This is a genomic window from Paenibacillus alginolyticus DSM 5050 = NBRC 15375, from assembly GCF_000422905.1.
Classification (GTDB): Bacteria; Bacillota; Bacilli; order Paenibacillales; family NBRC-103111; genus Paenibacillus_E; species Paenibacillus_E alginolyticus.
On sequence record NZ_AUGY01000001.1, the window covers coordinates 1 to 24,105 of the forward strand.

Consider the following 24,105-nt stretch of genomic DNA (forward strand, 5'->3'; position numbering starts at 1 on the left):
ACGAGCGCATACCGCCCAAGACCCCCAATATGAACGCATACATTGAGTCATTTCATAGCATTATTGAAAGAGATGTGTACACAAAAGAGTACTTTGAAACGTTTGAAGAAGCTTACCAAAGAGTACACACATACATTGAATTCTACAACCAACGGCGTTTCCACGGAAGTCTGCACAAAATGAGTCCAAGCCAGTACCATGCAGCTTGGGAAGCTAAAAAATTAGAAGCCGTAGAAATTGCGCTTTAGTGTGCTAGAGAAATGAGAAGCTGCGAGAGCGAGAGCATTTAGCAGCTAGACTCCATAATTAAGGGGCCGAACCGTCTATGAGCAGAGACCTACAAAATATTACATTTCCCTCTACAAACTACAGTTCACATGGTACAATTTATTTAACTATTCAACCAGATAAGGAGAAATTATTTGTCTTTTTATATAGTTCTTGTGTTGCTATTAAAGTTAATTGTTGAAATCATCAGTAGGCATCCATGTGATGCTTTTTCTTGAAAGTGCTTTAGTGGGTAACAGGCTATGGTATAATTTTTCACAAAAGAACTCTTATTAATGGTTCTAAACATAAAATCTCAAGGTTAGTATTTAATTAAAAAAGTGGTGAAAATTTATGGGATTTAACTATGACCTAAGCAAGTTTCTACTTAATATTTTCTTCATAATGTTCCCATTAATGTTTTATCAATTTGCAGTATACGAAAAAATGAATGAGAGAAAAGCTTTAAAAAATGTAATCCTCTTTTCTTTATTTGCCACTCCAATGTTTTTATGTATGTTCTTTCCTCCTGTAGAAGCAAAAGGTTTAATATTTGATCTTAGAATTATTCCTTTGATATTGGGTTGTTTTTATGGTAATTCCATAACTTCTATCATGTTATTCTTCTCTCTTATTAGTGTTCGTTTTATGATTGGCGGCACAGGCGCTTATTTAAATTTAGTCTCCTCCACTCTATCGTTTATTGTAATCATATCTTTATCAAAAAAATATCATTCTTATAGTTTAATTAATAAAATTCTAACATCCTCTATACTTTCTTTTGTTTGTAAAATGATTGGCATAGCAAGTGTTCTAATTATTCATTCTGATTACGGTCTCATGTCTGCTTTTAAGTTTTATATTGTTCAAAGTTTATTCATGGGCTTAGCTGTATACATTATTGAATCTATTAGAAGAAACGCTGACCTAAAAAAAGAATTAATATTTTCAGAAAAAATGAACATCGCAAGTGTTATTTCAGCATCTGTTGCACATGAAATTAGAAATCCGCTGACCTCAGTTAGAGGATTTATTCAACTACTTACTCAAACAGAATTAAATCCCGAAAAAAAACAGATGTACGGTGAAATTTGTTTAGAAGAAATTGATCGTGCGGAGCAAATTATTAATGATTACCTATCATTAGCAAAGCCGTATCCAGAGGTTGAAGAAAAACTGGATTTAGGTGAGGAAATTCAATACATTTGTAATGTTTTAACATCCCTTGCAAACCTTACAGGAGTAGAAGTAGAGATAAAATATGACATAAATTTGTTTGTATTGGGTGATCGGCAAAAGCTAAGGCAAAGTATCATTAACATTGCCAAAAATGGGATAGAGGCGATGGAGAATAAGAGAGGAATACTTAAAATTGAAGCTTATAGGAGAAACAATGAGGTGATTCTCTCCATTAGCGATACTGGAATCGGTATGACAATTGACCAAATTAATCGTCTAGGAGTCCCGTATTTTTCCAACAAAAATAAAGGTACAGGTCTTGGAATGATGGTGTCATTTAGCTTTATAAAAGGAATGTTGGGAAAAATCAATGTGAAAAGCGAATTGGGACAAGGGACTGTATTTGATATTTCCTTTCCCATAATAAAAGTATAACGAAGTGAGGGTTATTTCCCTATCATTTCATTGCAGTTCTTGTGAGAAAAAAGTAAATTAAAAGATTAGGGAATTATTTCTTGAAATGACCTAACAGGTTTAATAATCAAGTCTTTTGCTTTGAGCATCAAAGATGAAATCAATTCAATTAAAGTAAGTATGAGGGTTATGAATATAATAACGTCTTTATTACATTTGAGGGTATTCATCTAGGTCACTATGAAGATGATCAATTAGAAGATACATATTCGCACCTTATCAATAAAAATTGTAAGATCACAATTGTAGACGATAAAATTCACATTGATTCTGCTTTTGATGGCAGTGCAAGAATACATTTCCCTGCAAATCAATTGGTTGCAAGTAAAGAAATTAGGGAGACTCGCGGCTGGTTTTCTAAATCTCAAGAGATTATTTTGGAATTAACTATTGATCGTTATAGCTTGGGAATTGAAAAGGTAATTTTTAAGTTAAATGAAGAGATTGCAGCTGATGAAGTGATTGAGGTACTTGAAACGATAAGGAAAACGATCGATGAAGAACTAGAAGATAAGAATGATTTAAGTGTGTATGTTGAGGATGATGAACTTCAAACAGAATTTGAAGATGGGGAACTTTATATTGAAGCAACGGTAATTGAAGTTGCGGAATTTGATGAAGAGAGTGTAGCTTTAATCGTGACTCAAGGTGTCGTAGGTATTGGTGATGAAATCTATTTAGTTGGTGAGTACATTAAATGTAATAAATTTATTAAAGGTATCCTTAAGGATGGATTAGAAGTTGATTATGCTGGTTACGATGATGATGTTGTAGCTTTAATTGTGAAACATCCCAATGAGTATATTGAAATGCTTAGTGGAGTGAATTTTCTAAAGAATACATTACTAGAGGATTATGAAGGTGACGAAGATTAATTATATAAGGTGACGAGTTAGTACTCTGATATATTAGAATGATCTCATCGCTATTAAACATGAATATTTGAGATGGAGAAGTAGCGGTTATCGCTGCTTCTTTATTATTTATAATCCATTATTGAATAGAGTTGGAAAATTAGTGGTAAAATATTGTTGTTTCTGAATGTGAAAAATGTTTGATTACATAAAATATTCAAGAAGGTGACAGAATGTGAATATCGGGATGATGTAAATTTTTTTTCAAAGTTTATAGGCTTACAACTGGTATTAAATTCGTAGTAATATATAGTTATCCTAGACCGATAAACATTGGTTATAAAACCTATAAATACCTAGTGAGATGGGAAAATTTTAGGTTTCAAAAAAAGTCGAAAACCTTACAGTTCATTGATTCCATCTCATTTATCTTCGGGTATACGATTAACATCTCGAAGTCCAAACCGACCAATTCGGAGTTCATCGCGATGGTTGCTGATAAGCTTCGCATCGAGCATAAGGTTTCTTGAGAGGGTTAGAATCTTTGTCATTTTTCGGAGGTCATCAGCATGAAATATGAGCTCGGTCGCTGCCTACTTAGTGAGCGATTGCTTGAATCCAACATGACGGTTGGAGAACTCGCTCGAACTTTGCTTTACAAGCCAGAGCGGATTACCGACTTTGTTGAAAACAAAAGAATCATGCCGCTTAAGTCTGCAATATCTATCGCTGACACCTTGGGGTGTGATGTGAATGATTTGTATGAATTGGTCACGATCGAGTCTAAGGTAATGAATTGATGGCTCTAATCCTACATATCATAAAGAGGGCGCTCTTATCCAGAGCGTTCTTTTTTCGTTAAATCTGGTCGCCATAATTCTTGGAACCATACCATACGGATTTACGTTATACATCTAGTCAATTATTTTTCAAAGATGAAACGGTCATACAAAAAGGCCTTGGAGGCGGCATAGAAGTTGTTACTTATATGGACGAGTATTATAGTTGGAATTGTGTGTGTTATTGTTCTTTTTATGAATGTTTATCCTGTTTTTGGACGGAGACCCTCGAAGGAGAAGGCACAGGCTTTCTCTCGATCTTCTCAGTATGTGAATGGGAAATTCCAAAATCCATTCCCTACCATGATGAATATGGGCTTCGGGAGTACAGTGGGGATCTTGCTAGAATTTGCGAAAAGCAGTCCTAATCGACGTCCAATGACGCATTTAGCAATGGAAACACCGAATTTGGCCAAGGATATGGAAACGAAAGTGACCTGGTTTGGTCATTCGGCTTCCTTACTAACGATCGATGGAAAAGCCTTATTATTAGATCCCATGTTCGGGAAAGCTCCTTCGCCGTTTCCATGGTTCGGGAAGGGCAGATATAGCGGTGGATTGCCTTTTGAAATTGGGCAGCTGCCAGTGATTGATGCGGTCGTTTTGTCACATGATCATTATGATCATTTGGATTATGGAACGATCATGAAAATAAAGCATAAAGTGAACAAATTTTTAGTCCCGTTAGGGGTTGGGGGTCATCTAATCAGATGGGGTGTGCAGCCAGAAAAGATCGAAGAGCATGATTGGTGGGATGAGTTTACGTACGAAGGTTTGACATTGGCCTGTACGCCGGCTACACACTTTTCGGGGAGAAGCATGACGGACCGTGGGGCTTCCCTATGGTGCTCGTGGGTGATCAAAGGAAAGCAGTCCAATATCTTCTTCAGCGGTGATAGCGGGTATTCCTCTCATTTCAAAGAAATTGGGCAGAAGTATGGTCCATTCGATCTTACGCTGATGGAGTGCGGTCAGTACGATGATCGCTGGTCTGATATTCATATGATGCCAGAAGAAACGGTCCAAGCCCATCTGGATGTGAAAGGGAAGCTGATGCTTCCGATACATTGGGGGGCATTTACGCTAGCCTTACATGACTGGACAGATCCGATAGAGCGTGCCGCAAAGGCCGCACATGCTATCAAAGTGTCAATTCTCACACCGAAAATAGGTCAAACTGTCCATGTGAATGCCGCGGATTATCCAATAGAAACTTGGTGGAAGTAGAGGAGTCAATGCCAACAATACGACAGGAGTTACTTATTCAAGCACCAATTGAAGTCTGTTTTGATTTGGCTAGGAGTATAGATATCCATGCGGAATCAACCTCCCAAACGAGGGAAAGAGCGATAGCCGGCAGGACGCAAGGGTTGATTGAGTGTGGAGAAACAGTGACTTGGGAAGCTTATCATTTTGGTATTAAGCAGAAGTTGACTGCCCAGATTACGGGGATGGAGAAGCCGCATTACTTTGTTGACGAAATGGTAAGAGGAGCGTTCAAGCGATTTCATCATACACATGAATTTGTAACTGTAGTGCAAGGCACTTTGATGGTTGATACGTTCGATTATACCTCACCATTTGGAGGATTGGGGAAGCTTGTTGATCGCTTGTTTTTAGCTAACTATATGACTCAGTTTCTTGAAAAGCGCAATTTATACGTGAAGAAGATGGCCGAAGAGACAGCGGAGTCTGCAAGGTCATCTAGGTAAGAACTGGATACTGAGGCGGCCACATGGTATTATGGATAAGGCTGGTAGATCGAAGTGATCAGGAGAGAAGAATAATCTATGGTTGAACAAAAAAGTGAACGAAAATTTCATTTTCTGGGTGTACTGCTTGGAGTAGCGATTGATAACTTGGGGACAATGATATCGACTGCGTTAATTGGCGGTATATATTTTGCTAATCGCCCGGTGAATGAGCAGGATGTAAGTGCTATAAATTCGAATGTGGGTCTATTACTTTTGCTTATGGTCGTTGGTTTGTTCTGGTCGTTTCTTGGCGGATACATTGCTGCTAAAGTTGCGAAGCGTGCCGAATATTTCAATGCTGCCATAATTGGTGTCATCGGCGCTGCAATCGGGTTTGATTCCATTTTAACCAATAATAGCATTCCATTATGGTATGAATTGATTGGTTTAGTCGTCATCGTACCGGTTTCACTATTAGGCGGATTCGTGGCTTTGAAAAGGAAAAAAGCCCCTTTAAAATGAATGTAAGATCGTAAAAAAGAGACTCGGTGATGTCGATCACCGGGTCTCTTAACATTTTTAGCACATTTAACTAGTTGTAGTTGGCATGTGGGCGAGCATGGTTGCCTTTACTTTGTCGATCGTTTCTTGTAAATTCATATTCTCAAAAACATGTTCACAATCCTTGCGGTAGGAGACTTCCTCTATGTAGTGGTTCATGTAGTGGTCAATGACGTCTGTTGGCGTGTTTCGAGCAAGCATGCGTTCCATGATCGTTTGTTTGTTAACATAGATGAACAAGCGGATCGCTCTTTCTCCAAATGTATACTTGAAACGGTTAGCTGCATAACGATTCACAATGACATAGATAAGTCCGTCTTTGCGAAGCGCTTCATCGATGTCCGCTTTCTTAATACCATAGAAATTCCCGTCAATTTCAACAGTTTGAAAAAATTCACCTGCAATGTCACTATCGATGAATACTTTGCGTGAGATGAAATTATAATCCTTCCCGTTGATTTCTTTGGGTCTAGGTGTTCGAGTTGTGTAGGAGACGACAGATGAGAAACCAAGCTCTTTGGCAATGTGATGGGCAATTGTTTTACGACCAGAACCGCTAGTACCCGTAAAGACAAACACCAATCCATTCGTTTCATGACTGCTCATATCAATTCCTCCTTCATAGAATGAAAGCGATATCTTGATAGATTCATTATAGTACGAAAATTCTGAAAATTAAAGAAATACTTTCTCGTTTTGATAGGAATCAAAGGGTGAAAATACGTTATAATAGATAGCATCACTTCGTTTAATGGAAAGGAACTTAACTATGCCTAAATATGCGAATTTAAGTGCGGAAGCAACGGAATTTTTACGTCAAAAAACGGGAAGCAGTCACTTAGAGTGCTATACCTATATTGACCCGGAGCGTGGGGAGGATAGTTTTTTTATCGTTAAAACGATCAACAAGGTCATTCAAGTTTCTTTTGCCGAAGTGACGTATAATCCAAGCAGTTACCAGAGTCTGATGGAAGGACTCTACCAGGCCATCTATGAATAAATACGTGACAACCCTATCGATAGATGGTAGGATGATCGTAATTGCATATCAATGGAATTAGGTGCCATATATCCATTCGGATGTATGGTTAAAAGGGAAGACCGGTGATATACCGGCACGGACCCGCCACTGTGAATATCGCCGTTTATTACGGTAACTCCTTGCAACATGCCACTGGGTAACAACCTGGGAAGGTGCAAGGGGATGATGAAGTCAGGAGACCTGCCTAATTCAACAACACATGAACCCTACGTGGAATTAGGGAGTGTTAGAGAGCGGTTACTTCTGGTTTTATTAACTGTCGTAATTTACCAAGCATTTCTAACATGACTTATGTTAGGGATGCTTTTTTTGTTGTGTAATAACGGGGGAAGGGTGTTACAAAATGTCAGGAAAACTGCTTATTATCGGCTTTGGGCCAGGGAGTTTTGAACATATTACGAAACGTGCACGGGAAGCGATTGGGGAAAGTGAAGTCATCATCGGATATAACACCTATGTGGATCTTATCGCAGGTCTATTAACCGAACAGCAAGTAGTTCGAACCGGCATGACGGAAGAAGTGAGTCGTGCGCAAGAGGCTGTGCGGCAAGCGAAGCAGGGTAAGAAAGTAGCCGTAATTTCCAGTGGAGACGCTGGCGTATATGGGATGGCCGGTCTTGTCTATGAGGTATTGATGGAACAAGGCTGGACCCGTGAGAACGGCGTTCAAGTGGAAGTGATTCCGGGCATTTCTGCTGTTCATTCGGCTGGATCTCTGCTAGGGGCACCAATTATGCATGATTCTTGCACCATCAGCTTAAGTGATCATCTGACGCCATGGGAGCTGATTGCGAAACGGGTTGAGGCAGCAGGGATGGCAGATTTCGTCATTGCCCTCTATAACCCGCGAAGCGGTAGACGGACCAGACAAATCGTGGAGACGCAGCGCATTCTCCTTAAGCATCGTTCTCCTTCAACACCTGTTGGGATTGTTAAAAGCGCATATCGAGACCGCGAGCATGTGGTTGTGACGACGCTTGCTGATATGCTGAATCATGATATTGGCATGTTAACGACCATTATTATTGGCAATTCCGCTACTAAGCTGTATGACGGTCTCATGATTACACCACGCGGTTACCAGCGGAAATACACCTTAGGGGCTGAAACACAGCCGCTTAAACCACATCAAAGATTGAAATCTGAAGCTGAGCCTTGGGCCTTGGAACAACTGGATGGGCAGGACTTAAATGAATCCTTGGAGGAGTTTGATGAAGAAGATGAACTTATGGATGCTGAGGTGATTGAGAGTAAAGAACCGTCCCAGCTAAAATCATCGCCCAATTTGTCACCTAGCAACTCCTTACAACTTGCAATGGAAGCCTTGCAGCTAGTATCCAAAGGGACTGAAGAGGTGTCTTTTGAATTTGACAATAAGCTGACTGCGACCCAATCGATCTTTGAGTTTGCCGTAAGCCCGGGTATCGCGAATAAAAAGTTAACAGCTGCCCAGTTGTGTGCTTTAGGCGAGATTGTCGGAGATCGTGGAGACATCGAATACTCCCCGCATCATCAACTGATTGTTCGTGTGCAAACCAATAACCCTAATCAGATTACATCCGATCTAAGTGCACTTGGTTTATTGTTATCACCGATTGGTGATGTTGCTCAAATCAAAGCATGTGACTTTTGTAATTTGGAAAAAGGTGAGTCTATTCCGTATGCGGAAGCCATCCATCATCGAATTGGCAATCTCGAAGTACCAAAAGAGTTGAAAATTGGCTTTAACGGGTGTGGCATGGCTTGTTATGGAGCTGTTCAGCAAGATATCGGCATCGTCTACCGCAAAGAGAAATTCGATCTATTTCTTGGCGGAAAAACAGTAGGTCGAAATGCACATGCGGCTCAACCCGTTGCAGAAGGAATTGCTCCTGAGGAGCTTGTCGACTTAGTGGGCAGGATCGTGGAACGTTACCAAAAAGAAGGACATCCGAACGAACGGTTTCATAAATTTTTCAAGCGTGTTAAAGAAATAGAAGGCTACCGCCATCAAGAAATGGTAGGTTTCGTTATCGAAAATGCCATTTGCGGCGATTAGGATTAGGGGGAAATAAAGGATGAATGCTGTTTTATTTGTGGGTCATGGGAGTCGGGAAGAAGGCGGGAATGAGGAAGTTCGCCTCTTTGTTTCAGAAATTGCGAGTAAGATGAAAGAGCAAATTGTGGAGACCTGTTTCCTGGAATTTGTTCAACCAACGATCATGCAAGGAATTAACCGCTGTGTTGAATTAGGAGCCGCTCATATTGTTGTCATTCCGATTATCTTATTTGCGGCTGGACATGCGAAAATTCATATCCCGTCTGCTATTGATGATGCGAAATTAAAATATCCATTGGTGAAATTTACATACGGCAGACCGATTGGGGTACATGAACAAATTCTGGATATTTTATCTTCAAGGGTTGAGGATCTCGGAGTTCAAGTGAAGGAAGATCTGGGTGAAACAGCGCTGCTCATTGTTGGGCGTGGAAGCAGTGATGCAGATGCGAATAGCGATTTGTTTAAAATCTCTCGTTTATTCTGGGAGAAGCTTCAGGTGAAATGGGTGGAAACAGCCTTTATTGGCGTTACAGCGCCTCTGATGGATGCTGGAATTGAGCGCTGTTTGCTGCTCGGCGCAAAGAAGGTCATCATTTTGCCGTATTTCCTGTTCACTGGTGTTTTGATTGGGCGGATGGAACAAATGGTTCAAGGGTATCGGGAGACATATCCAGATAAACAATTCCAAATGGCTCCATATTTTGGCTTCCATCCGCTGCTTCAAGAGATTTTGATTGGACGCGCACAGGAAGCGCTTCAGGATGAAGTGAAGATGAACTGCGACATGTGCCAATATCGGCTTGAGGCGATGAAGCATATCGATCATCATCACCATCATGATCATGACGATCATCACCATCACGACCATGAGCATAAACATGACCACGACCACGACCACGAACATAAACATGATCACGACCACGATCATAAGTATGAACATGAACATCATGACCATGTTCATTCCAGAGGTGACAAACGATGATTCTCGTTCTTGCAGGAACAAGTGACGCAAGGGAACTGGCGTTGGGGATTCGGGCAGCAGGTTATACAGTGCTCACAACAGTTGTGACCGAAAGCGCAGCAAAGAGCATGGAGGCGGAAGGGCTTCCGGTACTCACAGGCCGCCTGACCGCAGAAGATATGAATCAGCTAATTCAAGATAAAGGCTTACGCGTGGTTGTTGATGCGACCCACCCTTTTGCGGAGGAAGCGTCGAAGAATGCGATGGCGGCTGCAAAGCTGGCAGCTGTACCTTATGTTCGATTCGAACGTCAGAGCCTGTCCATCGAACAGGGGGCACTCATTACAACGGTTGATGATTATAAACAAGCTGCAGAGTTAGCAGCGGAGAAGCGTGGCAGCATTATGCTGACAACCGGCAGCAAAACGTTGAAGATTTTTGCTGATCGTCTGATTGGGCTTCCCGATACAAGGCTCATCGCGCGTATGCTTCCACGCCAAGATAATATGGAGAAATGCGAAGAACTGGGGATTGAGCAGAAAAATATTGTGGCTATGCAGGGCCCTTTTTCTAAAGAGTTAAATAAAGCGCTCTATGACCATTACAAAGTTACCTTGATGATAACGAAAGAAAGCGGGAAAGTCGGAGCGGTGGATGAGAAGCTCGAAGCAGCGCTCGAAATGGGTATTCCGAGTATTGTGATAGGAAGACCGGAACTAGAATATGGGACGCTCTATTCAGACTTTCAAGGCGTTATACAATTTGTAAACGATAGCATTCATAAGGAGGGCTAAATACGATGGATTTTCACACGGATTTTAAACCGTTAACCGTTCAACCGCAAGAAATTGAAGAGAAAAGCTTTGAGATGATTACTGAAGAATTAGGCGAGCATACGTTTACACCAGAGCAATATCCGGTTGTACAGCGTGTGATTCATGCTTCAGCGGATTTTGAATTAGGACGCAGTCTTGTCTTTCACCCGAGAGCAATCGAGGCAGGTATTGCTGCCATTCGAGCTGGTAAACTCGTTGTTGCCGACGTTCAGATGGTGCAAGTCGGCATCAGCAAACCGCGTATCGAGCAATTTGGCGGCGATGTTAGAGTGTATATTTCTGACAAGGATGTCATGGAAGAAGCAAAGCGTCTGAACACGACTAGGGCAATAATTTCAATTCGCAAAGCGATTAAGGAAGCGGATGGCGCTATTTATGCCATCGGAAATGCACCGACAGCCCTGCTGGAACTGATTCGACTCGTCAAAGAAGGAATCGCGAAGCCTGGGCTCATCGTCGGGGTGCCTGTGGGCTTCGTTTCCGCAGCGGAATCGAAAGATGAACTTGCCAAGCTGGACATTCCGTTCATCACGAACATTGGCCGCAAGGGCGGCAGTCCCGTTGCCGTTGCAGCCGTCAACGCGCTGTCGATTATGGCGGCGCGTAAGGAGTAGCGCCTATGGAGGAAGTACCGGGCAAGCCGCTGCGCCACGGCTACACCACCGGCTCCTGCGCAACCGCAGGAGCCAAAGCAGCTCTACTGGCGCTCATCGAGCAAGCGCCACAAACGCACGTGCACATCCGTATCCCCATCGGGGAAACGGTTGAGTTTGCCCTGCACAGCTGCGCGTTCACGCAGCTGTGGGGCGAAGCCGCCGTCATCAAGGACGGCGGCGATGATCCCGATGCGACGCACGGTGCGGAGATCATCGTGCGCGTAAGCTTTCGTGCCGAGCCTGGCGTCGGCATCGATGGCGGCATTGGCGTCGGGCGCGTGACGAAGCCCGGCCTGCCGGTCGAGATCGGTCAAGCTGCGATCAACCCGGTTCCGCGGAAAATGATCCGCGAAACCGTGCAGGAAGTGCTTGACCTATACGAGATCGCGCACGGAGTAGACGTGCTCGTCTCTGTGCCCGCCGGCGAAGAAATCGCCAAGAAGACGCTGAATGGGCGTCTTGGCATCCTCGGCGGCATCTCGATTCTCGGCACCCGTGGCACGGTGGTGCCGTTCTCGAGTGCGGCCTACAAGGCCAGTGTCGCACAAGCGATTCGCGTAGCCGTGAAATGCGGCTGCAAGCATCTCGTGCTCTCGACCGGCGGCCGGACGGAAATATTTGGGATTAACATGTATCCCGAGCTTCCGGAGGAAGCTTTTATCGAGATGGGCGATTTCGTTGGATTTGCCCTGATACAAGCCCAAAGACAAGGCATTCGTAAAGTAACGTTAGTCGGTATGATGGGCAAGTTCTCTAAGGTGGCACAAGGTGTGATGATGGTGCATTCGAAGAGTGCGCCGGTTGATTTTGGGTTTCTTGCACAGGTTGCGATCGAATCGGAGGCTTCCGATGTGCTTGTCGAAGAAATCAGGGGCGCAAACACTGCTTCACAGGTTGGAGATTTAATGGCGGCTACGGGGAATTTGCGATATTTTGAACGATTATGCGAGCGCTGTAACTTAGCTGGACTAGGAGAAGTTGCGAGAGACGGGTTTGATTTCATAGAAACAGTGATTATTTCAATGAAAGCCGAACTCTTAGGGAAATCGGCGATGGTGAAGCAGAGCGAGAATGGAGAGATGGCATACGAATGAGTAGAAGCGTGAAAGTCATTGGTGTTGGCGATAACGGACAAGGGAGCCTGCTCCCTTTATATATCAAATGGATTCATGAAAGTGAAGTGCTTGTTGGCGGAGAGCGGAATCTGGCCTTTTTTCCAGCATATAATGGCGAGAAAATCGTCATAAAAGGCAGCTTGCCAGAACTCATGAGTAAGCTACAGAATGAAGAACGTTCTGTTGTTATCTTGGCTTCGGGCGATCCGCTCTTTTATGGAATTGGCGGTTATGCAGAGAAGAAGCTGGAAGGTGTACACATTTACCCGGCTGTTAGCTCGATTCAATTGGCTTTTGCCCGGATGGGGGAAAGCTGGCACGATGCTTATATCACAAGCGTTCATGGACGAAGCATGAAGGGCTTGGCGCAGCGAATAGACGGGAAAGATAAAGTGGCCCTGCTCACGGATGAAACGAACTCACCGAGTGCAATTGCGGCTTATTTGCTTTCTTTTGGCATGACCGAATATCGGGCCTTTGTAGCTGAGAATTTGGACGGAGCCGAAGAACGCTGTTGTTGGTACGAATTGGACCAGCTGGTTACAGAAATATTTTCACCACTCAATGTGGTTATTTTGAAAAAACAAGCCCCAGGTCCAGTTTGGCCGCTTGGCATTGAAGATGACCAGTTCGCCCAACGCAAACCGGATAAAGGGTTAATAACGAAAAAAGAAATTCGCGTATTAAGCATCAGTCAATTAGCTTTACAAGTGGACAGTGTCGTATGGGATATTGGAACTTGTACAGGCTCCATAGCCATTGAGGCGGCACGCATAGCTCGTGAAGGCTCCGTATTTGCCATCGAGAAAAACGAAGACGATCTCCAAAATTGCCTGGAAAACAGCGCCAAATTTCGTGTTGATCTTACGGCCGTGCATGGCAGAGCACCAAAGGGTCTCGATGCTTTCGCTGATCCGGATGCGATCTTTATTGGCGGAAGCGGCGGAGAGATGCAGGAACTGCTAGAAATATGTGCAGCGAGACTGAAGCCGAATGGCAGGATTGTGTTGAATGCAGCGACGATCGAGACGTTATATGAAGCAGATAAGACATTTGAAAAGGTTGGTTTCACTACGCAGATATCGCTTGTACAAGTATCGCGAAGCAAACCTATCCTTCATATGAAACGATTCGACGCACTGAATCCGATCTACATCATCACAGCGCAGCGCAAGCAGACAGATATAGAGGGAGGAACAGGCGATGAGTAAACTCGGCACGCTGTATGGTTTGGGTGTTGGCCCAGGCGATCCGGAATTAATTACGGTCAAAGCTTTTCGATTGTTAAAAGAATGTCCGGTCATCGCTTACCCAAGAAAGAAGCGTGGAGCCAAGAGCTATGCGCTCGCGATTACGGAGCTGTACGTGAATACGGAACAAAAAGAGATGATGGGGCTCACTTTTCCAATGACAAGGGACAAAGAAGCGCTTGAAATGCAGTGGACGAAGACGGTTGAAAGTGTTTGGGCACATTTGGTGCAAGGGAAAGATGTTGCCTTCGTGACGGAGGGCGATCCGATGATTTACAGCACTTACATTCACTTGATGCGGCTTATGAACGAACGTCATCCTGAAGTAAAGGCTGTCTCCATTCCAGGGATTTCATCGATTAACGCGTCTGCTTCCCGTTTGGGCATCCCCTTAGCGGATGGTGATGAGCAAATTGCCATCGTCCCGGCTGTGGACGACTACGACAAGATGCGCAAGGCCATCGAAGAACATGATTGTGTCGTGTTCATCAAGGTCGCGAAGGTCATAGATTTGATGCTATCCGTACTTCGCGATCTCGGACTCGTGAATAAAGCATCCGTTTTAACCAAAGTCACTTCTTCGGAGGAAGAGATTTGGCGGAATGTGGAAGAACTGCAAGGACGAGAATTAGAATATTTAACCTTGATGGTGGTGAGAAAATAGATGAAACTCTATATTATTGGCGCGGGACCGGGAGATCCGGATTTGATCACTGTGAAAGGGTTAAAGCTGCTTCAACAAGCTGATGTAGTGATGTATACGGACTCGCTTGTGAATGATGAGTTGATCGCTAAGGCGAAGCCTGAAGCAGAAGTACTGAAAAGCTCGGGCATGGAATTGGTGGAGATGGTGGGTATCATTGTCGATCGCCTTAAACAGGGAAAGATGGTTGTGCGCGTGCATACTGGAGATCCAGCCATGTTCGGAGCAACGATGGAACAAATCGCCCTGCTGCGCAAAGAAAACATTGGCTATGAAATTATTCCAGGCGTAAGCTCCGTATTCGCTTCAGCCGCGGCTGTTGGCGCAGAGCTCACGATTCCAGAACTTACTCAAACGGTTATTCTAACGCGAGCAGAAGGCCGTACGCCAGTGCCGGAGCTTGAGAAATTGCGCGATCTTGCTGCACATCATTGTACAATCGCCTTGTTCCTGAGCGCGACTTTAATCAAGAAAGTGGTCAGCGAGTTTGTTGAGGCGGGGTGGAGCAAAGAGACACCTGTTGCTGTCGTCCAGCGTGCTACTTGGCCTGATCAGCTCATTGTTCGTACAACGGTAGGAAAGCTGGAAGAGGATATGCGGAGCCATGGGATCCGTTCGCATGCGATGATTCTAGCAGGCTGGGCGCTGGATCCAGAAATTCATGGCAAAGAGGAGTATCGCTCCAAGTTATACGATAAATCATTTACACACCGTTTCCGCAGAGGTGTTAAGCCATGACGATTGGTCTCCAAGAGGGAGTCATTCCTGTTATACGACAGCAAAATGACTATGCGATCGTAGCTATTACGAAGCATGGTGTCGAGATCGCACGCAAGCTGAATGAGCAAATGAGCGGCACGGATGTTTATTACATGAGCAAATTCGTCAAAGGTGATGAAGAGCAGCGTTCGATTCAACTTTTTACAGGAAGTGTTCGGTTACTATTTCCGGCCTTATTTCCTGCATACAAAGGACTTATTATCATTATTTCACTAGGTGCCGTCGTACGTATGATCGCTCCCTTACTTCAGGATAAGAAGAGAGATCCTGGTGTTGTTGTTATTGATGATAACGGGGAGCATGTCATCAGCGTGCTTTCTGGGCATTTGGGTGGTGCGAATGAGCTAACTCATGAGGTGGCAGCTGCCATTGATGCAAGGGCTGTAATTACGACGGCATCGGATGTTCAGAAAACAATTCCTGTCGATCTCTTCGGACGCCGTTTCGGCTGGGCTTGGGACTCGGCAGATAAACTAACTCCAGTTAGCGCGGCTGTCGTCAATGAAGAGCGGATTGCTGTTATTCAGGAATCGGGTGAACCGAATTGGTGGACGCACGAGCGACCCATACCCGCCAATATTAAGTGGTTCCCATCAATTAAGGATGGTCGAGCAAGTGAGCCGAATGCCGTGCTGCTCATCACACATCGTCTTCTGAGGCCAGAAGAGGAAAGCATTTTAACTAATGGTGTATTGTACAGGCCGAAAGTTATTATTCTCGGAATAGGCTGTAACCGCGGAACTTCAGCAGATGAAATTGAACGCGTGATTCAATTAACACTTGAAGAGCTATCATTTTCCATGCGAAGCGTGAAAGCTGTCTGTACGATCGATTTGAAGAAGGACGAAGTTGGCTTGCTCGAGGTTACTCGTAAGCATGGCTGGGAGTTCATCACGTATACTCCTGAAGAGTTAAACACCGTGACCATTGAGGCACCTTCCGAAACGGTGTATCAGTTTACTGGGGCGTATGCGGTAAGTGAGCCGGCTGTTAAGCTTTATACGGGCCAAGACAAGCTGGCCTTAGTTAAGAAAAAATCAGGAAATGTCACGATTTCAGTAGGATTACTCGACTTTACAGCGTCTGTTCAATCACAGCGAGGTGACTTGTGATGGATCGGCGAATTGTCATTGCAGGCACAGGCAGTGGTGTAGGGAAGACCACCTTGACCATCGGCATCATGGCTGCTTTACAGAAACGAGGGATTACGGTTCAGGGATTTAAGTGCGGTCCGGATTACATTGATCCAACCTATCATTCAGCGGTAACCGGAAGATCTTCACGCAACTTGGATTCATGGATGACGGGGCGTGAAGCGGTGAAAGAAATATTTGAACGCGGAAGTCAAGCTTCAGATATATCGATTATCGAAGGTGTTATGGGGATGTTTGATGGCAAAAACCCACTGACGGATGAAGGCAGTACCGCGGATATAGGACGTATTCTAGGCGCTCCGATCGTGTTAATTGTCAACATTGCCAGTATGGCAAGAAGCGCCGCTGCGATCGTAAAGGGCTTTCAGCAGTTTGGTCAAGGCGATAACGTTGTAGGTGTCATTGCCAATCGAGCAGGCAGCGAAGGGCATTATAAAATGGTTAAGCAAGCAATTGAGCAGGAATGCGGTATTCCTGTCCTTGGATATCTGCCTCGCGACGCGAATTTAGAGCTTCCCGAAAGACATTTAGGTTTGGTTCCATCGATTGAGCGAGGCGAGCTCCGACCTTTTTTTGAGCTTTTGGCTGAAAAAGTGACGGCACATATAGATCTGGACCTTCTGTTGGATTTAGCCGCAGCTGAACCAATAGATTGTAAGCCGGTTTTATTCACAAGCAAAGATCAACTTGAGGCACCTAAACGAGTTAAAATAGCAGTCGCCAAAGATGCCGCATTTCACTTCTATTATCCGGAAAATTTGGAACTGTTAGAAGCGGGAGGTGCGGATTGTATATTCTTTTCGCCGCTTGCAGGTGAAGAGGTTCCTTCTGATGCGGATGGGCTTTACATTGGCGGAGGGTTTCCTGAGGAATTCGCAGAGCGATTAGCTGCCGAAGAAGGGGTAAAGGCCTCTGTCCGCAGCCGAATTGAGGAAGGTATTCCGACACTCGCAGAATGCGGTGGATTTATGTTCCTCACAGAACAAATTGTAGATACCACAGGAAATGAATTTCCAATGGTTGGGATGATCCCCGGTAAAGTAACCATGCAGACGAAACTAGCAGCTTTAGGATATCGTGAGGCTTCTGGTGTGGAGGGAAACTTCCTTCTGCCCTCAGGTGAAGAAGCTCGCGGTCATGAATTTCATTATTCAACTTTTCAAGCTAATGGAGGCGCTGATGTGAAAGCTGCCTTTCAATCGAAGGGCAGGCTTGGAACCAAAGCAGATGGATATCTCACTGGGAATCTTATTGCCGGCTATACACATTTGCATTTCGCATCTAATCCGAACATGGTGAAGGAATGGATTCATGCGTGTACGAAGTATCAACAAAATCGTAAATAACAATGAAACCCCTTAGCTTAAGTTAGCTAGGGGGTTTCGTCATGCCATTATTTTATGAAGGTTAGCGCTTGATCCGCAATGGAATATTTGTAACGGTCAAGACAGTTGCAAAGGTAATCTTTGCGACAGATCGGGCAAGGTTCTTTCATCAATCTATTCAAATCAGTCACTTTGCCGATACCGGTTTCAGAATCTCTTTCGAAGAAAAGACGGCATTTATTGCGGTCTTTCAGTGAGACAACGACTTCGAAAAGACCATTTTTTTTATTATCACTAACTATTGTTGCATCTACTACCTGCGGATCGTATGCCATTGTAATTCCTCCTAAGAGTTTTGCTTTAGCAAAACTTTCTACGTAAGCTTAAGCATAAACTAGCATTTTCGTATAGGGATCTTTGATCAGAGATCAAAGTCTCACCTCGTTGTTTAGCTTGTGCGCATTAGTATATTATATAAATAAAAAAGATTTAATTCAATAGGAGGTCCTACACGCGTGATTATGGACTATTGTGAGAAGGAAATTACGGAAGGAAAGGTGCAGCTCCACGTCGGCCTGCAGTTTGAAGATGAACCTGATTCCTTATATGTTGCGGAGTTAGAGCTAGAAGAAAACGGAGTTGTAAGGGAGTGGAAGCTGTTCTTTAACGGGTTTGACTGTAATTATACCTTTCGTCCTGAGGAAAGAGAAACGTTAGTCCGTTATGCAGCCGAGCATGGAATCATGATCCAAGAACGTGAGGAAGCATGAAAAAAGGAATCGTCCCCATACGAATGGTTCAAATTCCTTGATTTGTGTTTATGATTTTGTTTCGTTAATAATTGTTTCAAAGTAGGCGTCGTTTTGGATACCGGGTTGACCCCATGCCAATGCAGTCGATTGAGTGCAGGATCGAGCTTGCCTTCGCGTAAATTGCGTTGTCGTTTTTTTTGTGCTTGGGTTCGGGACATTAGGATTCCTCTTTTCCTCTTACAAATTTGATTGTTACTCTTGTTAATTGTAAGTAATCCGCTGCTTAGCTGCAATGGAAAGATTTCTTATCAATGATATATTCGCTTTATTTAGAAAAGGGTGAGGGCTTGCGTATTCAAATTCAACTAGCCGTGTCTGGCGAAATGGTAAAACAGGATGTACTTGAAATTGCGGAATATAAGCTTGGTGAAATGACGGATGAAGAAATCGAGAGTGCGATTGAAATTAAAATCCGTACATGGGTAGATCGCATGGTGCAAGTTGAATGGGAAGTGATTGAATAACGAAGAAAGGCACTTGATTGGAAAGAGCTCCGAAGGAGGTTAAATCCCCCTTCGGAGCTCTTTGTATGCAACCTTATGTATGTTTAGTGAACGTTGTTGCCCACTCCTGTCTTTTGCAAGGCGTGTTCCCAGCTAGGGTAGTAATACAAGGCATTTTTCATTAGATCAGGATGCAGCTTCTTCACATTTTTTTTGGCAAGCGATTCCCCGGTGTTGTGAAGCTGTACAATTTGGCCTAACACTTCATCTGCGCTCATGTTTAGCTCCATGGATGTTTTATCTCCTTTCAATAAGAATATAACCCAATACTTGCCATCGGATGGGTAAAATATACATAGAATATTGTGGCAAAGGGCAAAATAAGTGGGCCAAAGACGAAAGGAAAGTCGGTGTCTATCATGAATTGGCCCTCGTTGTCATTGTTTTCTTCGAAGCCGCTGCCGCTCTGCAAAGGGAAGATTAGCGTAGGGGCGATTACGAAAGTATTGCTGCGTGATTTGCCGTCAGGCCGAATCGTTGTTCTGCAGCACCGTGACCTTGATGAAGTCATTGCACAGGAACTCATCGATCGTAAAGTTAAAGCAATCATTAATTGCGACCAAACGATGAGCGGCACGTATCCGACCCAAGGACCCCTGTTGCTGCTGCAGCAGCAAATACCGATTTGGGAAGTGGAGTCGTCTGCTTTCGAAGTTTTTGAATCGAATAGGGAAGTTGCGATTTATGAGGATAAGATCATCGTCGAAGATCAATATATCTCCTGTACCGCATTTACACGTGAGAATTGGATAAGCATGCAGCAGCTTGCAAATGACCAATCGTCAAGACTATTGGAGCAATTTATTGATAATACATTAACTTATGCCGTTCGGGAGAAGCAAGCTGTTATGGAGCCGCTGCCTTCATTACCTCTTAGGGTAAATTGCGAAGGAAAGCACGTTTTGGTTGTTTCCAGAAGGAAGGGGTATAAGAAGGATTTACTTGCAGCAAAAGCTTTTATCTCGAAGGTCAAACCGATTCTGATTGGGGTTGATGGCGGAGCCGATGCGCTGCTGGAGTGCGGTTATCAGCCGGATCTTATTGTTGGAGATATGGATAGCGTGACGGATCGAGCACTTGTGTGCGGAGCCGAGCTAATTGTCCATGCTTACCCGAATGGAACGGCACCTGGGATGGCTCGTATGAACGCAATGGGGTTATTTGCGCATGTACTGCCTTGCTTCGGAACGAGTGAGGATGCCGCGCTGTTACTTGCCTTTGAGCAGCGGGGGGAGTGGCTGGTTACGGTTGGTGCGCATACCCACATGATTGACTTTCTGGAAAAAGGGAGGGAAGGCATGGGAAGCACGCTTCTTGTGCGAATGAAGATAGGGTCGCGTTTGGTTGATATCAAAAGTATAGGCGCCGTGTACAAGCAGCCGTATCTATGGACGAAAGAGACAGCCACCACTGTTTTACTTTCGCTTTTCTTTATTGCTTTAGGGCTTTTTCAGCTTCACTGGATTTTGAAACGAGTTGCTCACGTTGTTTGGTATCTTGGAGGTGAAAGATGAAGCCATATCTATCCATCATTATTCCAGCTTGGAATGAAGCAAGTACGATTCCAAATACACTTCAACATCTGTTGAATCAGGCCGATTTGATTTGGGGGACTGAGATGAGATTCGAAATTATTGTGGTCGACGATGGCAGCGTCGATAATACGTATGATGTCGCATGGCCTTGGGCGGACAAGCTGGTCAAGCATGATCGCCGCCGCGGCAAAGGAGCGGCGATGCAATCAGGTGTCGCCAAGGCACGCGGCGACCTGCTGCTCTTCCTTGACGCCGACCTGCAGGCTACGGCCGGCGAGGCGCTCGTCCTCATCGCGCCGCTGCTGCGGCGCGAAGCGGACATGGCGATAGCGAAGCTGCCCCTGCCCGGCGCCAAAGCAGGCTTCGGCTTGGTCAAGGGCTTAGCCCGCCGCGGTATTCACAGGCTCAGCGGCTATAAGACCGAAGCTCCCTTGTCCGGACAGCGCGCGGTGCGTGCTGATCGGCTGCGGGAGCTTGGGGGGTTCGCGCGCGGCTTCGGCGTGGAAGTCGCGCTAACGATCGATGCGGTGAGGCATGGCCTGCGCATCGTGGAGCTGGACGTGCCTATCACGCACCGGGAGACGGGGCGGGATTGGCACGGGTATATGCACCGCGGCAGGCAGTTCGCCGCGGTCGGTTTGACGCTGCTGACTCGCTGGAAGGAGAGGAAGCAGGTATGGTTCTCATCGGATCGATCCTCGATCTGATTGTGCTTGGAGCGGCAGGGCGGTGGATGCTGCCGCACGTTAGGCGCTTTCTGGAGGCCCATGGGCAGGTGGGCCCGAACTATCTTGGCCATACCATCCCTCGCGGGATGGGGGTTGTTCTTTGGCTGCTCTTATGGCTCCAGGAGCTGGTTCTTCAAGGTGCGATAAGGATAGAATCATCAGGCTTAACGAGTGAATTCTTATCGCTGAAAGAGCTAAGTTCACTTGAAGTGAATAATCGGGTATTTATATTTGCCGCTACATTGATTTTCTTACTAGGTTGGACAGACGATTTAATAGGCAGTAAGGCCGTGAAAGGTCTAAAAGGACACTTCCGGTATTGGATGGACTCAAAGACTTTATCAATGGGAGCCGTTAAGGCTCTAGGCACATTATCTATCTCTGCATGGCTTGTCTTTACGATCCGAAACGATCAAACCCCCATCTGGCAGATGGGGGTTGAGCTTATCCTGCTGATACTTATGACGAATACCTTGAATTTGCTTGACGTTCGTCCTGGTCGTTCATTAAAAGCATTTCTGGGTAGTTCTTGCGCGGTGCTGCTCTTGGGCTTGTATTTTTTAGACTTGAAAACGAGTGTATTTTTTCCGATGATCCCGGTATTCATGGGTGGATTGCTGCTATATAGCCTTGATATTCGTGGTTTTGGGATGCTGGGTGATGCCGGAGCGAATCTGCTTGGTTTTACATTAGGATATGAAATCATCCTGATCTTGCCTTGGGAAGCACAAGTTGTGATTGTTGCTGTGATCGGCTTCCTGCATGGACAAGCGGAGGTGAGTTCCATAACGCAAATGATTGAAAAGAACCGGATCCTTCATTGGATAGACCGTTTAGGCCGAACTTGAAAGTTCGGTCTATTTGCGGCGGTTAGGTTTAAATCTTGGCGCCACATAATTCCGTTTACGATCACGGAAAAACGTCCATCCTCCAATAAAAGCAACACCTAAGAGAAACAAAATAAGCCCAAGGATAAATTTGCCCCACAGGATATGACCGTCCGTATCAAATTGAGCGAAAAAGGCATCCTTCATGGCAAGGAACCCATAGGTGGCTGTCAAACCGGGGATAACGAGAAGAAGAATAGCAATAAATCGATAAAATGGCGCTCTCATAGCTGCTCCTTACTTTGCATGATTCCTATTTTATATCATCATACTCTGAATCTGTTAGTGTGTCTAATTCACAAATAAGACTATGATTTGGTGACCAAAAAAGGGTAATATAATAGAGTGAAGTGTATACATATGAGGTTGTGAACGCTTAATAGGGAGGAAATACATAATGAGTGAACATAGATATGATGTCGTCGTCCTTGGTGGTGGTATTGGAGGTTATACCGCGGCTATACGGGCTGCTCAATTAGGGAAAACTGTGGCTATCGTGGAAAGAGACAAGCTTGGAGGCACTTGTTTACATCAAGGCTGTATTCCAAGTAAATCGCTCCTTCGGAGTGCTGAAGTATACGCAACAATGAAGAAAAGTGAGGAATATGGCATTTCTGCAAATTCCATTGAAGTGAAGTTTGACAGTGTGCTTAACCGTAAACAACGTATTGTTGATCAACTGCTTCAAGGGCTGCAATTCCTGATGAAAAAAAATAAAATCACGGTCCATTACGGCAATGGCCGTATTATTGGGCCTTCTATTTTTTCGCCGCGCAGCGGTGCCGTTTCCGTCGAGAAGGAAGATGGGGATATCGAAACGCTTCTATCGAGTAATTTGATTATTGCTACAGGCTCGAGACCGCGCAGCTTACCAGGTTTAGAGATTGATGGTACCCATATTTTAACAAGTGAAGACGCTCTGCGGATGGAGAGCCTTCCGAAATCAATCATTATTATCGGCGGCGGTGTGATAGGGGTAGAATGGGCTTCGATGCTGAGCGATTTCGGCGTAGCGGTTACCATCGTTGAGCTGGATAAACGATTAGTGAGTTTAGAAGATGCGGATATCTCCAAAGAGCTGGAGCGCTTGTTCAAGAAACGCGGCATTAATCTTGTTACTGGAGCAAAGGTACTTCCTGATTCTGTAAAGGTGACGGAAGGCAGTGTTACTTTACAAGCGGACAAGCAGGGAGAGATCGTTGAGTTAACGGCAGATAAAGTGCTTGTTTCGGTAGGCCGTATGGCCAATATTGAGGGAATCGGGCTTGAAAATACAGATATTAAAATCGATAAAGGTGTCATACGTGTGAATCGGTTCATGCAAACGACGGAATCACATATCTATGCGGTTGGCGACGTTATTGGAGGGCTCATGTTGGCGCATATGGCCGGTCATGAAGGCATTTTGGCTGCTGAGCACCTGGCTGGTCAGACTCCGCATGAGCTGCATGCGCATCTCGTTTCAAGATGTACATACACAAGACCGGAAATAGCTAGTGTGGGTTGGACCGAACAACAGGCTGCCGACCAAGGACATAAAGTGAAAATTGGCAAATTCAGCTTCAAGGGGATTGGGAAAGCACTTGTTTATGGAGATACAGATGGTTTCGTCAAAGTTATAGCAGATAGCGAAACGAATGACATTCTAGGTGTACACATGATTGGACCGCATGTGACCAACAGCATATCGGAAGCAGCACTTGCACAGCTATTGAATGCAACGCCCTGGGAAGTGGGCCAAACCATTCACCCGCATCCAACTTTGTCGGAAGCATTAGGTGAAGCGATGCTGGCCGTCGATGGGATTGCAATTAGTGGATAAAAATTGTAATCATAAACATTTGCGTTTATAATAAGCATATAGAGTCAAGTACTAGGACCAGGTAATAAATTTACTTGGTACCTAAAA

The 24,105-nt window shown here is 44.7% G+C and carries 28 protein-coding genes, 1 pseudogene and 1 riboswitch; of the genes and pseudogenes, 25 read left to right on the forward strand and 4 right to left on the reverse strand.

Annotation, left to right across the window (positions count from 1 at the left end; translation table 11 throughout):
- The 8 genes and pseudogenes from G519_RS0100005 to G519_RS41175 all read left to right on the forward strand — a co-directional run.
- On the forward strand, window positions 1-248 hold a 248-nt coding region (locus tag G519_RS0100005), incomplete at its 5' end, for an integrase core domain-containing protein (protein ID WP_029192908.1).
- A gap of 373 nt (window positions 249-621) precedes the next feature.
- Window positions 622-1,881, forward strand: coding sequence for a sensor histidine kinase (locus G519_RS41170; protein WP_051252969.1), 1,260 nt, complete (start codon window positions 622-624; stop codon window positions 1,879-1,881).
- Window positions 1,882-2,297: 416 nt separating this feature from the next.
- The gene (locus tag G519_RS0100015; RefSeq protein ID WP_029192909.1) at window positions 2,298-2,795 is read left to right on the forward strand and encodes a hypothetical protein; all 498 of its coding nucleotides are present in this window, start codon (window positions 2,298-2,300) and stop codon (window positions 2,793-2,795) included.
- A 389-nt stretch (window positions 2,796-3,184) separates the two neighbouring features.
- Window positions 3,185-3,304: pseudogene (locus tag G519_RS49775) on the forward strand (sporulation initiation factor Spo0A C-terminal domain-containing protein); the annotation flags it as partial.
- 39 nt (window positions 3,305-3,343) lie between these two features.
- Complete coding sequence (locus G519_RS0100020; protein ID WP_029192910.1) at window positions 3,344-3,574, forward strand: helix-turn-helix domain-containing protein; 231 nt, start codon at window positions 3,344-3,346, stop codon at window positions 3,572-3,574.
- A gap of 309 nt (window positions 3,575-3,883) precedes the next feature.
- Window positions 3,884-4,840, forward strand: a complete 957-nt coding sequence (locus G519_RS0100025) for an MBL fold metallo-hydrolase (protein ID WP_409371977.1) — start codon at window positions 3,884-3,886, stop codon at window positions 4,838-4,840.
- Window positions 4,841-4,848: 8 nt separating this feature from the next.
- On the forward strand, window positions 4,849-5,325 hold the full coding sequence (locus G519_RS0100030; RefSeq protein ID WP_029192912.1) for an SRPBCC family protein: 477 nt from the start codon (window positions 4,849-4,851) through the stop codon (window positions 5,323-5,325).
- 78 nt (window positions 5,326-5,403) lie between these two features.
- Window positions 5,404-5,829 carry a hypothetical protein gene (locus G519_RS41175; RefSeq protein WP_036631695.1) on the forward strand — a complete coding sequence of 142 codons (426 nt, stop codon included), beginning with the start codon at window positions 5,404-5,406 and terminating at the stop codon, window positions 5,827-5,829.
- Window positions 5,830-5,895: 66 nt separating this feature from the next.
- Here G519_RS41175 and G519_RS0100040 read toward each other — a convergent pair whose 3' ends face one another.
- Window positions 5,896-6,474, reverse strand: coding sequence for a guanylate kinase (locus G519_RS0100040; protein ID WP_029192913.1), 579 nt, complete (start codon window positions 6,472-6,474; stop codon window positions 5,896-5,898).
- Window positions 6,475-6,637: 163 nt separating this feature from the next.
- On the opposite strand from G519_RS0100040, the gene G519_RS0100045 reads away from it, so the two are divergent.
- The 11 genes from G519_RS0100045 to G519_RS0100095 all read left to right on the forward strand — a co-directional run bounded on the left by G519_RS0100045 (window position 6,638) and on the right by G519_RS0100095 (window position 17,752).
- On the forward strand, window positions 6,638-6,868 hold the full coding sequence (locus G519_RS0100045; RefSeq protein ID WP_029192914.1) for a hypothetical protein: 231 nt from the start codon (window positions 6,638-6,640) through the stop codon (window positions 6,866-6,868).
- 42 nt (window positions 6,869-6,910) lie between these two features.
- A riboswitch (cobalamin riboswitch) is annotated at window positions 6,911-7,112 on the forward strand.
- 141 nt (window positions 7,113-7,253) lie between these two features.
- A complete protein-coding gene (cobJ, locus tag G519_RS0100050) occupies window positions 7,254-8,948 on the forward strand; it encodes a precorrin-3B C(17)-methyltransferase (RefSeq protein ID WP_029192915.1) in 1,695 nt (564 codons plus the stop codon).
- 19 nt (window positions 8,949-8,967) lie between these two features.
- Window positions 8,968-9,933, forward strand: a complete 966-nt coding sequence (locus tag G519_RS0100055; RefSeq protein WP_029192916.1) for a sirohydrochlorin chelatase — start codon at window positions 8,968-8,970, stop codon at window positions 9,931-9,933.
- Complete coding sequence (gene cobK / locus G519_RS0100060; RefSeq protein ID WP_029192917.1) at window positions 9,930-10,706, forward strand: precorrin-6A reductase; 777 nt, start codon at window positions 9,930-9,932, stop codon at window positions 10,704-10,706. Before G519_RS0100055 ends, cobK begins: the two co-directional genes overlap by 4 nt.
- Window positions 10,707-10,711: 5 nt before the next feature.
- Complete coding sequence (locus G519_RS0100065) at window positions 10,712-11,362, forward strand: precorrin-8X methylmutase (protein WP_029192918.1); 651 nt, start codon at window positions 10,712-10,714, stop codon at window positions 11,360-11,362.
- A 5-nt stretch (window positions 11,363-11,367) separates the two neighbouring features.
- A complete protein-coding gene (locus G519_RS0100070; protein ID WP_029192919.1) occupies window positions 11,368-12,498 on the forward strand; it encodes a cobalt-precorrin-5B (C(1))-methyltransferase in 1,131 nt (376 codons plus the stop codon).
- Window positions 12,495-13,730: a bifunctional cobalt-precorrin-7 (C(5))-methyltransferase/cobalt-precorrin-6B (C(15))-methyltransferase gene (locus G519_RS0100075; protein ID WP_029192920.1), complete on the forward strand. Its 1,236-nt coding sequence runs from the start codon at window positions 12,495-12,497 to the stop codon at window positions 13,728-13,730. The genes G519_RS0100070 and G519_RS0100075 overlap by 4 nt, the downstream gene beginning before the upstream one ends.
- Window positions 13,723-14,433, forward strand: a complete 711-nt coding sequence (gene cobI, locus G519_RS0100080) for a precorrin-2 C(20)-methyltransferase (protein ID WP_029192921.1) — start codon at window positions 13,723-13,725, stop codon at window positions 14,431-14,433. The genes G519_RS0100075 and cobI overlap by 8 nt, the downstream gene beginning before the upstream one ends.
- Window positions 14,434-15,210, forward strand: coding sequence for a precorrin-4 C(11)-methyltransferase (gene cobM / locus G519_RS0100085; RefSeq protein ID WP_029192922.1), 777 nt, complete (start codon window positions 14,434-14,436; stop codon window positions 15,208-15,210). It begins immediately after the preceding gene.
- Complete coding sequence (locus tag G519_RS41180) at window positions 15,207-16,364, forward strand: cobalt-precorrin 5A hydrolase (RefSeq protein WP_051252970.1); 1,158 nt, start codon at window positions 15,207-15,209, stop codon at window positions 16,362-16,364. Before cobM ends, G519_RS41180 begins: the two co-directional genes overlap by 4 nt.
- Entirely contained in the window at window positions 16,364-17,752 is a 1,389-nt protein-coding gene (locus G519_RS0100095) for a cobyrinate a,c-diamide synthase (RefSeq protein ID WP_036631698.1), read from the forward strand. The genes G519_RS41180 and G519_RS0100095 overlap by 1 nt, the downstream gene beginning before the upstream one ends.
- Window positions 17,753-17,799: 47 nt before the next feature.
- Here the strand turns inward: G519_RS0100095 and G519_RS0100100 are convergent, their stop codons facing one another.
- Window positions 17,800-18,066, reverse strand: coding sequence for a hypothetical protein (locus G519_RS0100100; protein ID WP_029192924.1), 267 nt, complete (start codon window positions 18,064-18,066; stop codon window positions 17,800-17,802).
- Between the two features lie 180 nt (window positions 18,067-18,246).
- On the opposite strand from G519_RS0100100, the gene G519_RS41185 reads away from it, so the two are divergent.
- A complete protein-coding gene (locus G519_RS41185; RefSeq protein WP_051252971.1) occupies window positions 18,247-18,501 on the forward strand; it encodes a hypothetical protein in 255 nt (84 codons plus the stop codon).
- Window positions 18,502-18,830: 329 nt separating this feature from the next.
- Entirely contained in the window at window positions 18,831-19,007 is a 177-nt protein-coding gene (locus G519_RS51205) for a hypothetical protein (protein ID WP_164826760.1), read from the forward strand.
- An 83-nt stretch (window positions 19,008-19,090) separates the two neighbouring features.
- On the opposite strand, the gene G519_RS0100115 is transcribed toward G519_RS51205, so the two are convergent.
- Window positions 19,091-19,276 (reverse strand): hypothetical protein, encoded by a 186-nt coding sequence (locus G519_RS0100115; protein WP_029192925.1) that lies wholly within the window; start codon window positions 19,274-19,276, stop codon window positions 19,091-19,093.
- A 129-nt stretch (window positions 19,277-19,405) separates the two neighbouring features.
- Between G519_RS0100115 and steA the strand changes: the two genes are divergently transcribed.
- The 3 genes from steA to G519_RS0100130 are packed head-to-tail and all read left to right on the forward strand — an operon-like array spanning window position 19,406 to window position 22,157.
- Entirely contained in the window at window positions 19,406-20,560 is a 1,155-nt protein-coding gene (steA, locus tag G519_RS0100120; protein WP_051252972.1) for a putative cytokinetic ring protein SteA, read from the forward strand.
- Entirely contained in the window at window positions 20,557-21,288 is a 732-nt protein-coding gene (locus G519_RS0100125; protein WP_029192927.1) for a glycosyltransferase family 2 protein, read from the forward strand. Before steA ends, G519_RS0100125 begins: the two co-directional genes overlap by 4 nt.
- A complete protein-coding gene (locus G519_RS0100130; protein ID WP_154669518.1) occupies window positions 21,174-22,157 on the forward strand; it encodes a hypothetical protein in 984 nt (327 codons plus the stop codon). Before G519_RS0100125 ends, G519_RS0100130 begins: the two co-directional genes overlap by 115 nt.
- A 9-nt stretch (window positions 22,158-22,166) precedes the next feature.
- On the opposite strand, the gene G519_RS0100135 is transcribed toward G519_RS0100130, so the two are convergent.
- Window positions 22,167-22,424, reverse strand: a complete 258-nt coding sequence (locus tag G519_RS0100135) for a DUF2627 domain-containing protein (RefSeq protein ID WP_029192929.1) — start codon at window positions 22,422-22,424, stop codon at window positions 22,167-22,169.
- 169 nt (window positions 22,425-22,593) lie between these two features.
- On the opposite strand from G519_RS0100135, the gene lpdA reads away from it, so the two are divergent.
- Complete coding sequence (lpdA, locus tag G519_RS0100140; RefSeq protein WP_029192930.1) at window positions 22,594-24,018, forward strand: dihydrolipoyl dehydrogenase; 1,425 nt, start codon at window positions 22,594-22,596, stop codon at window positions 24,016-24,018.
- Window positions 24,019-24,105: the final 87 nt, after the last annotated feature.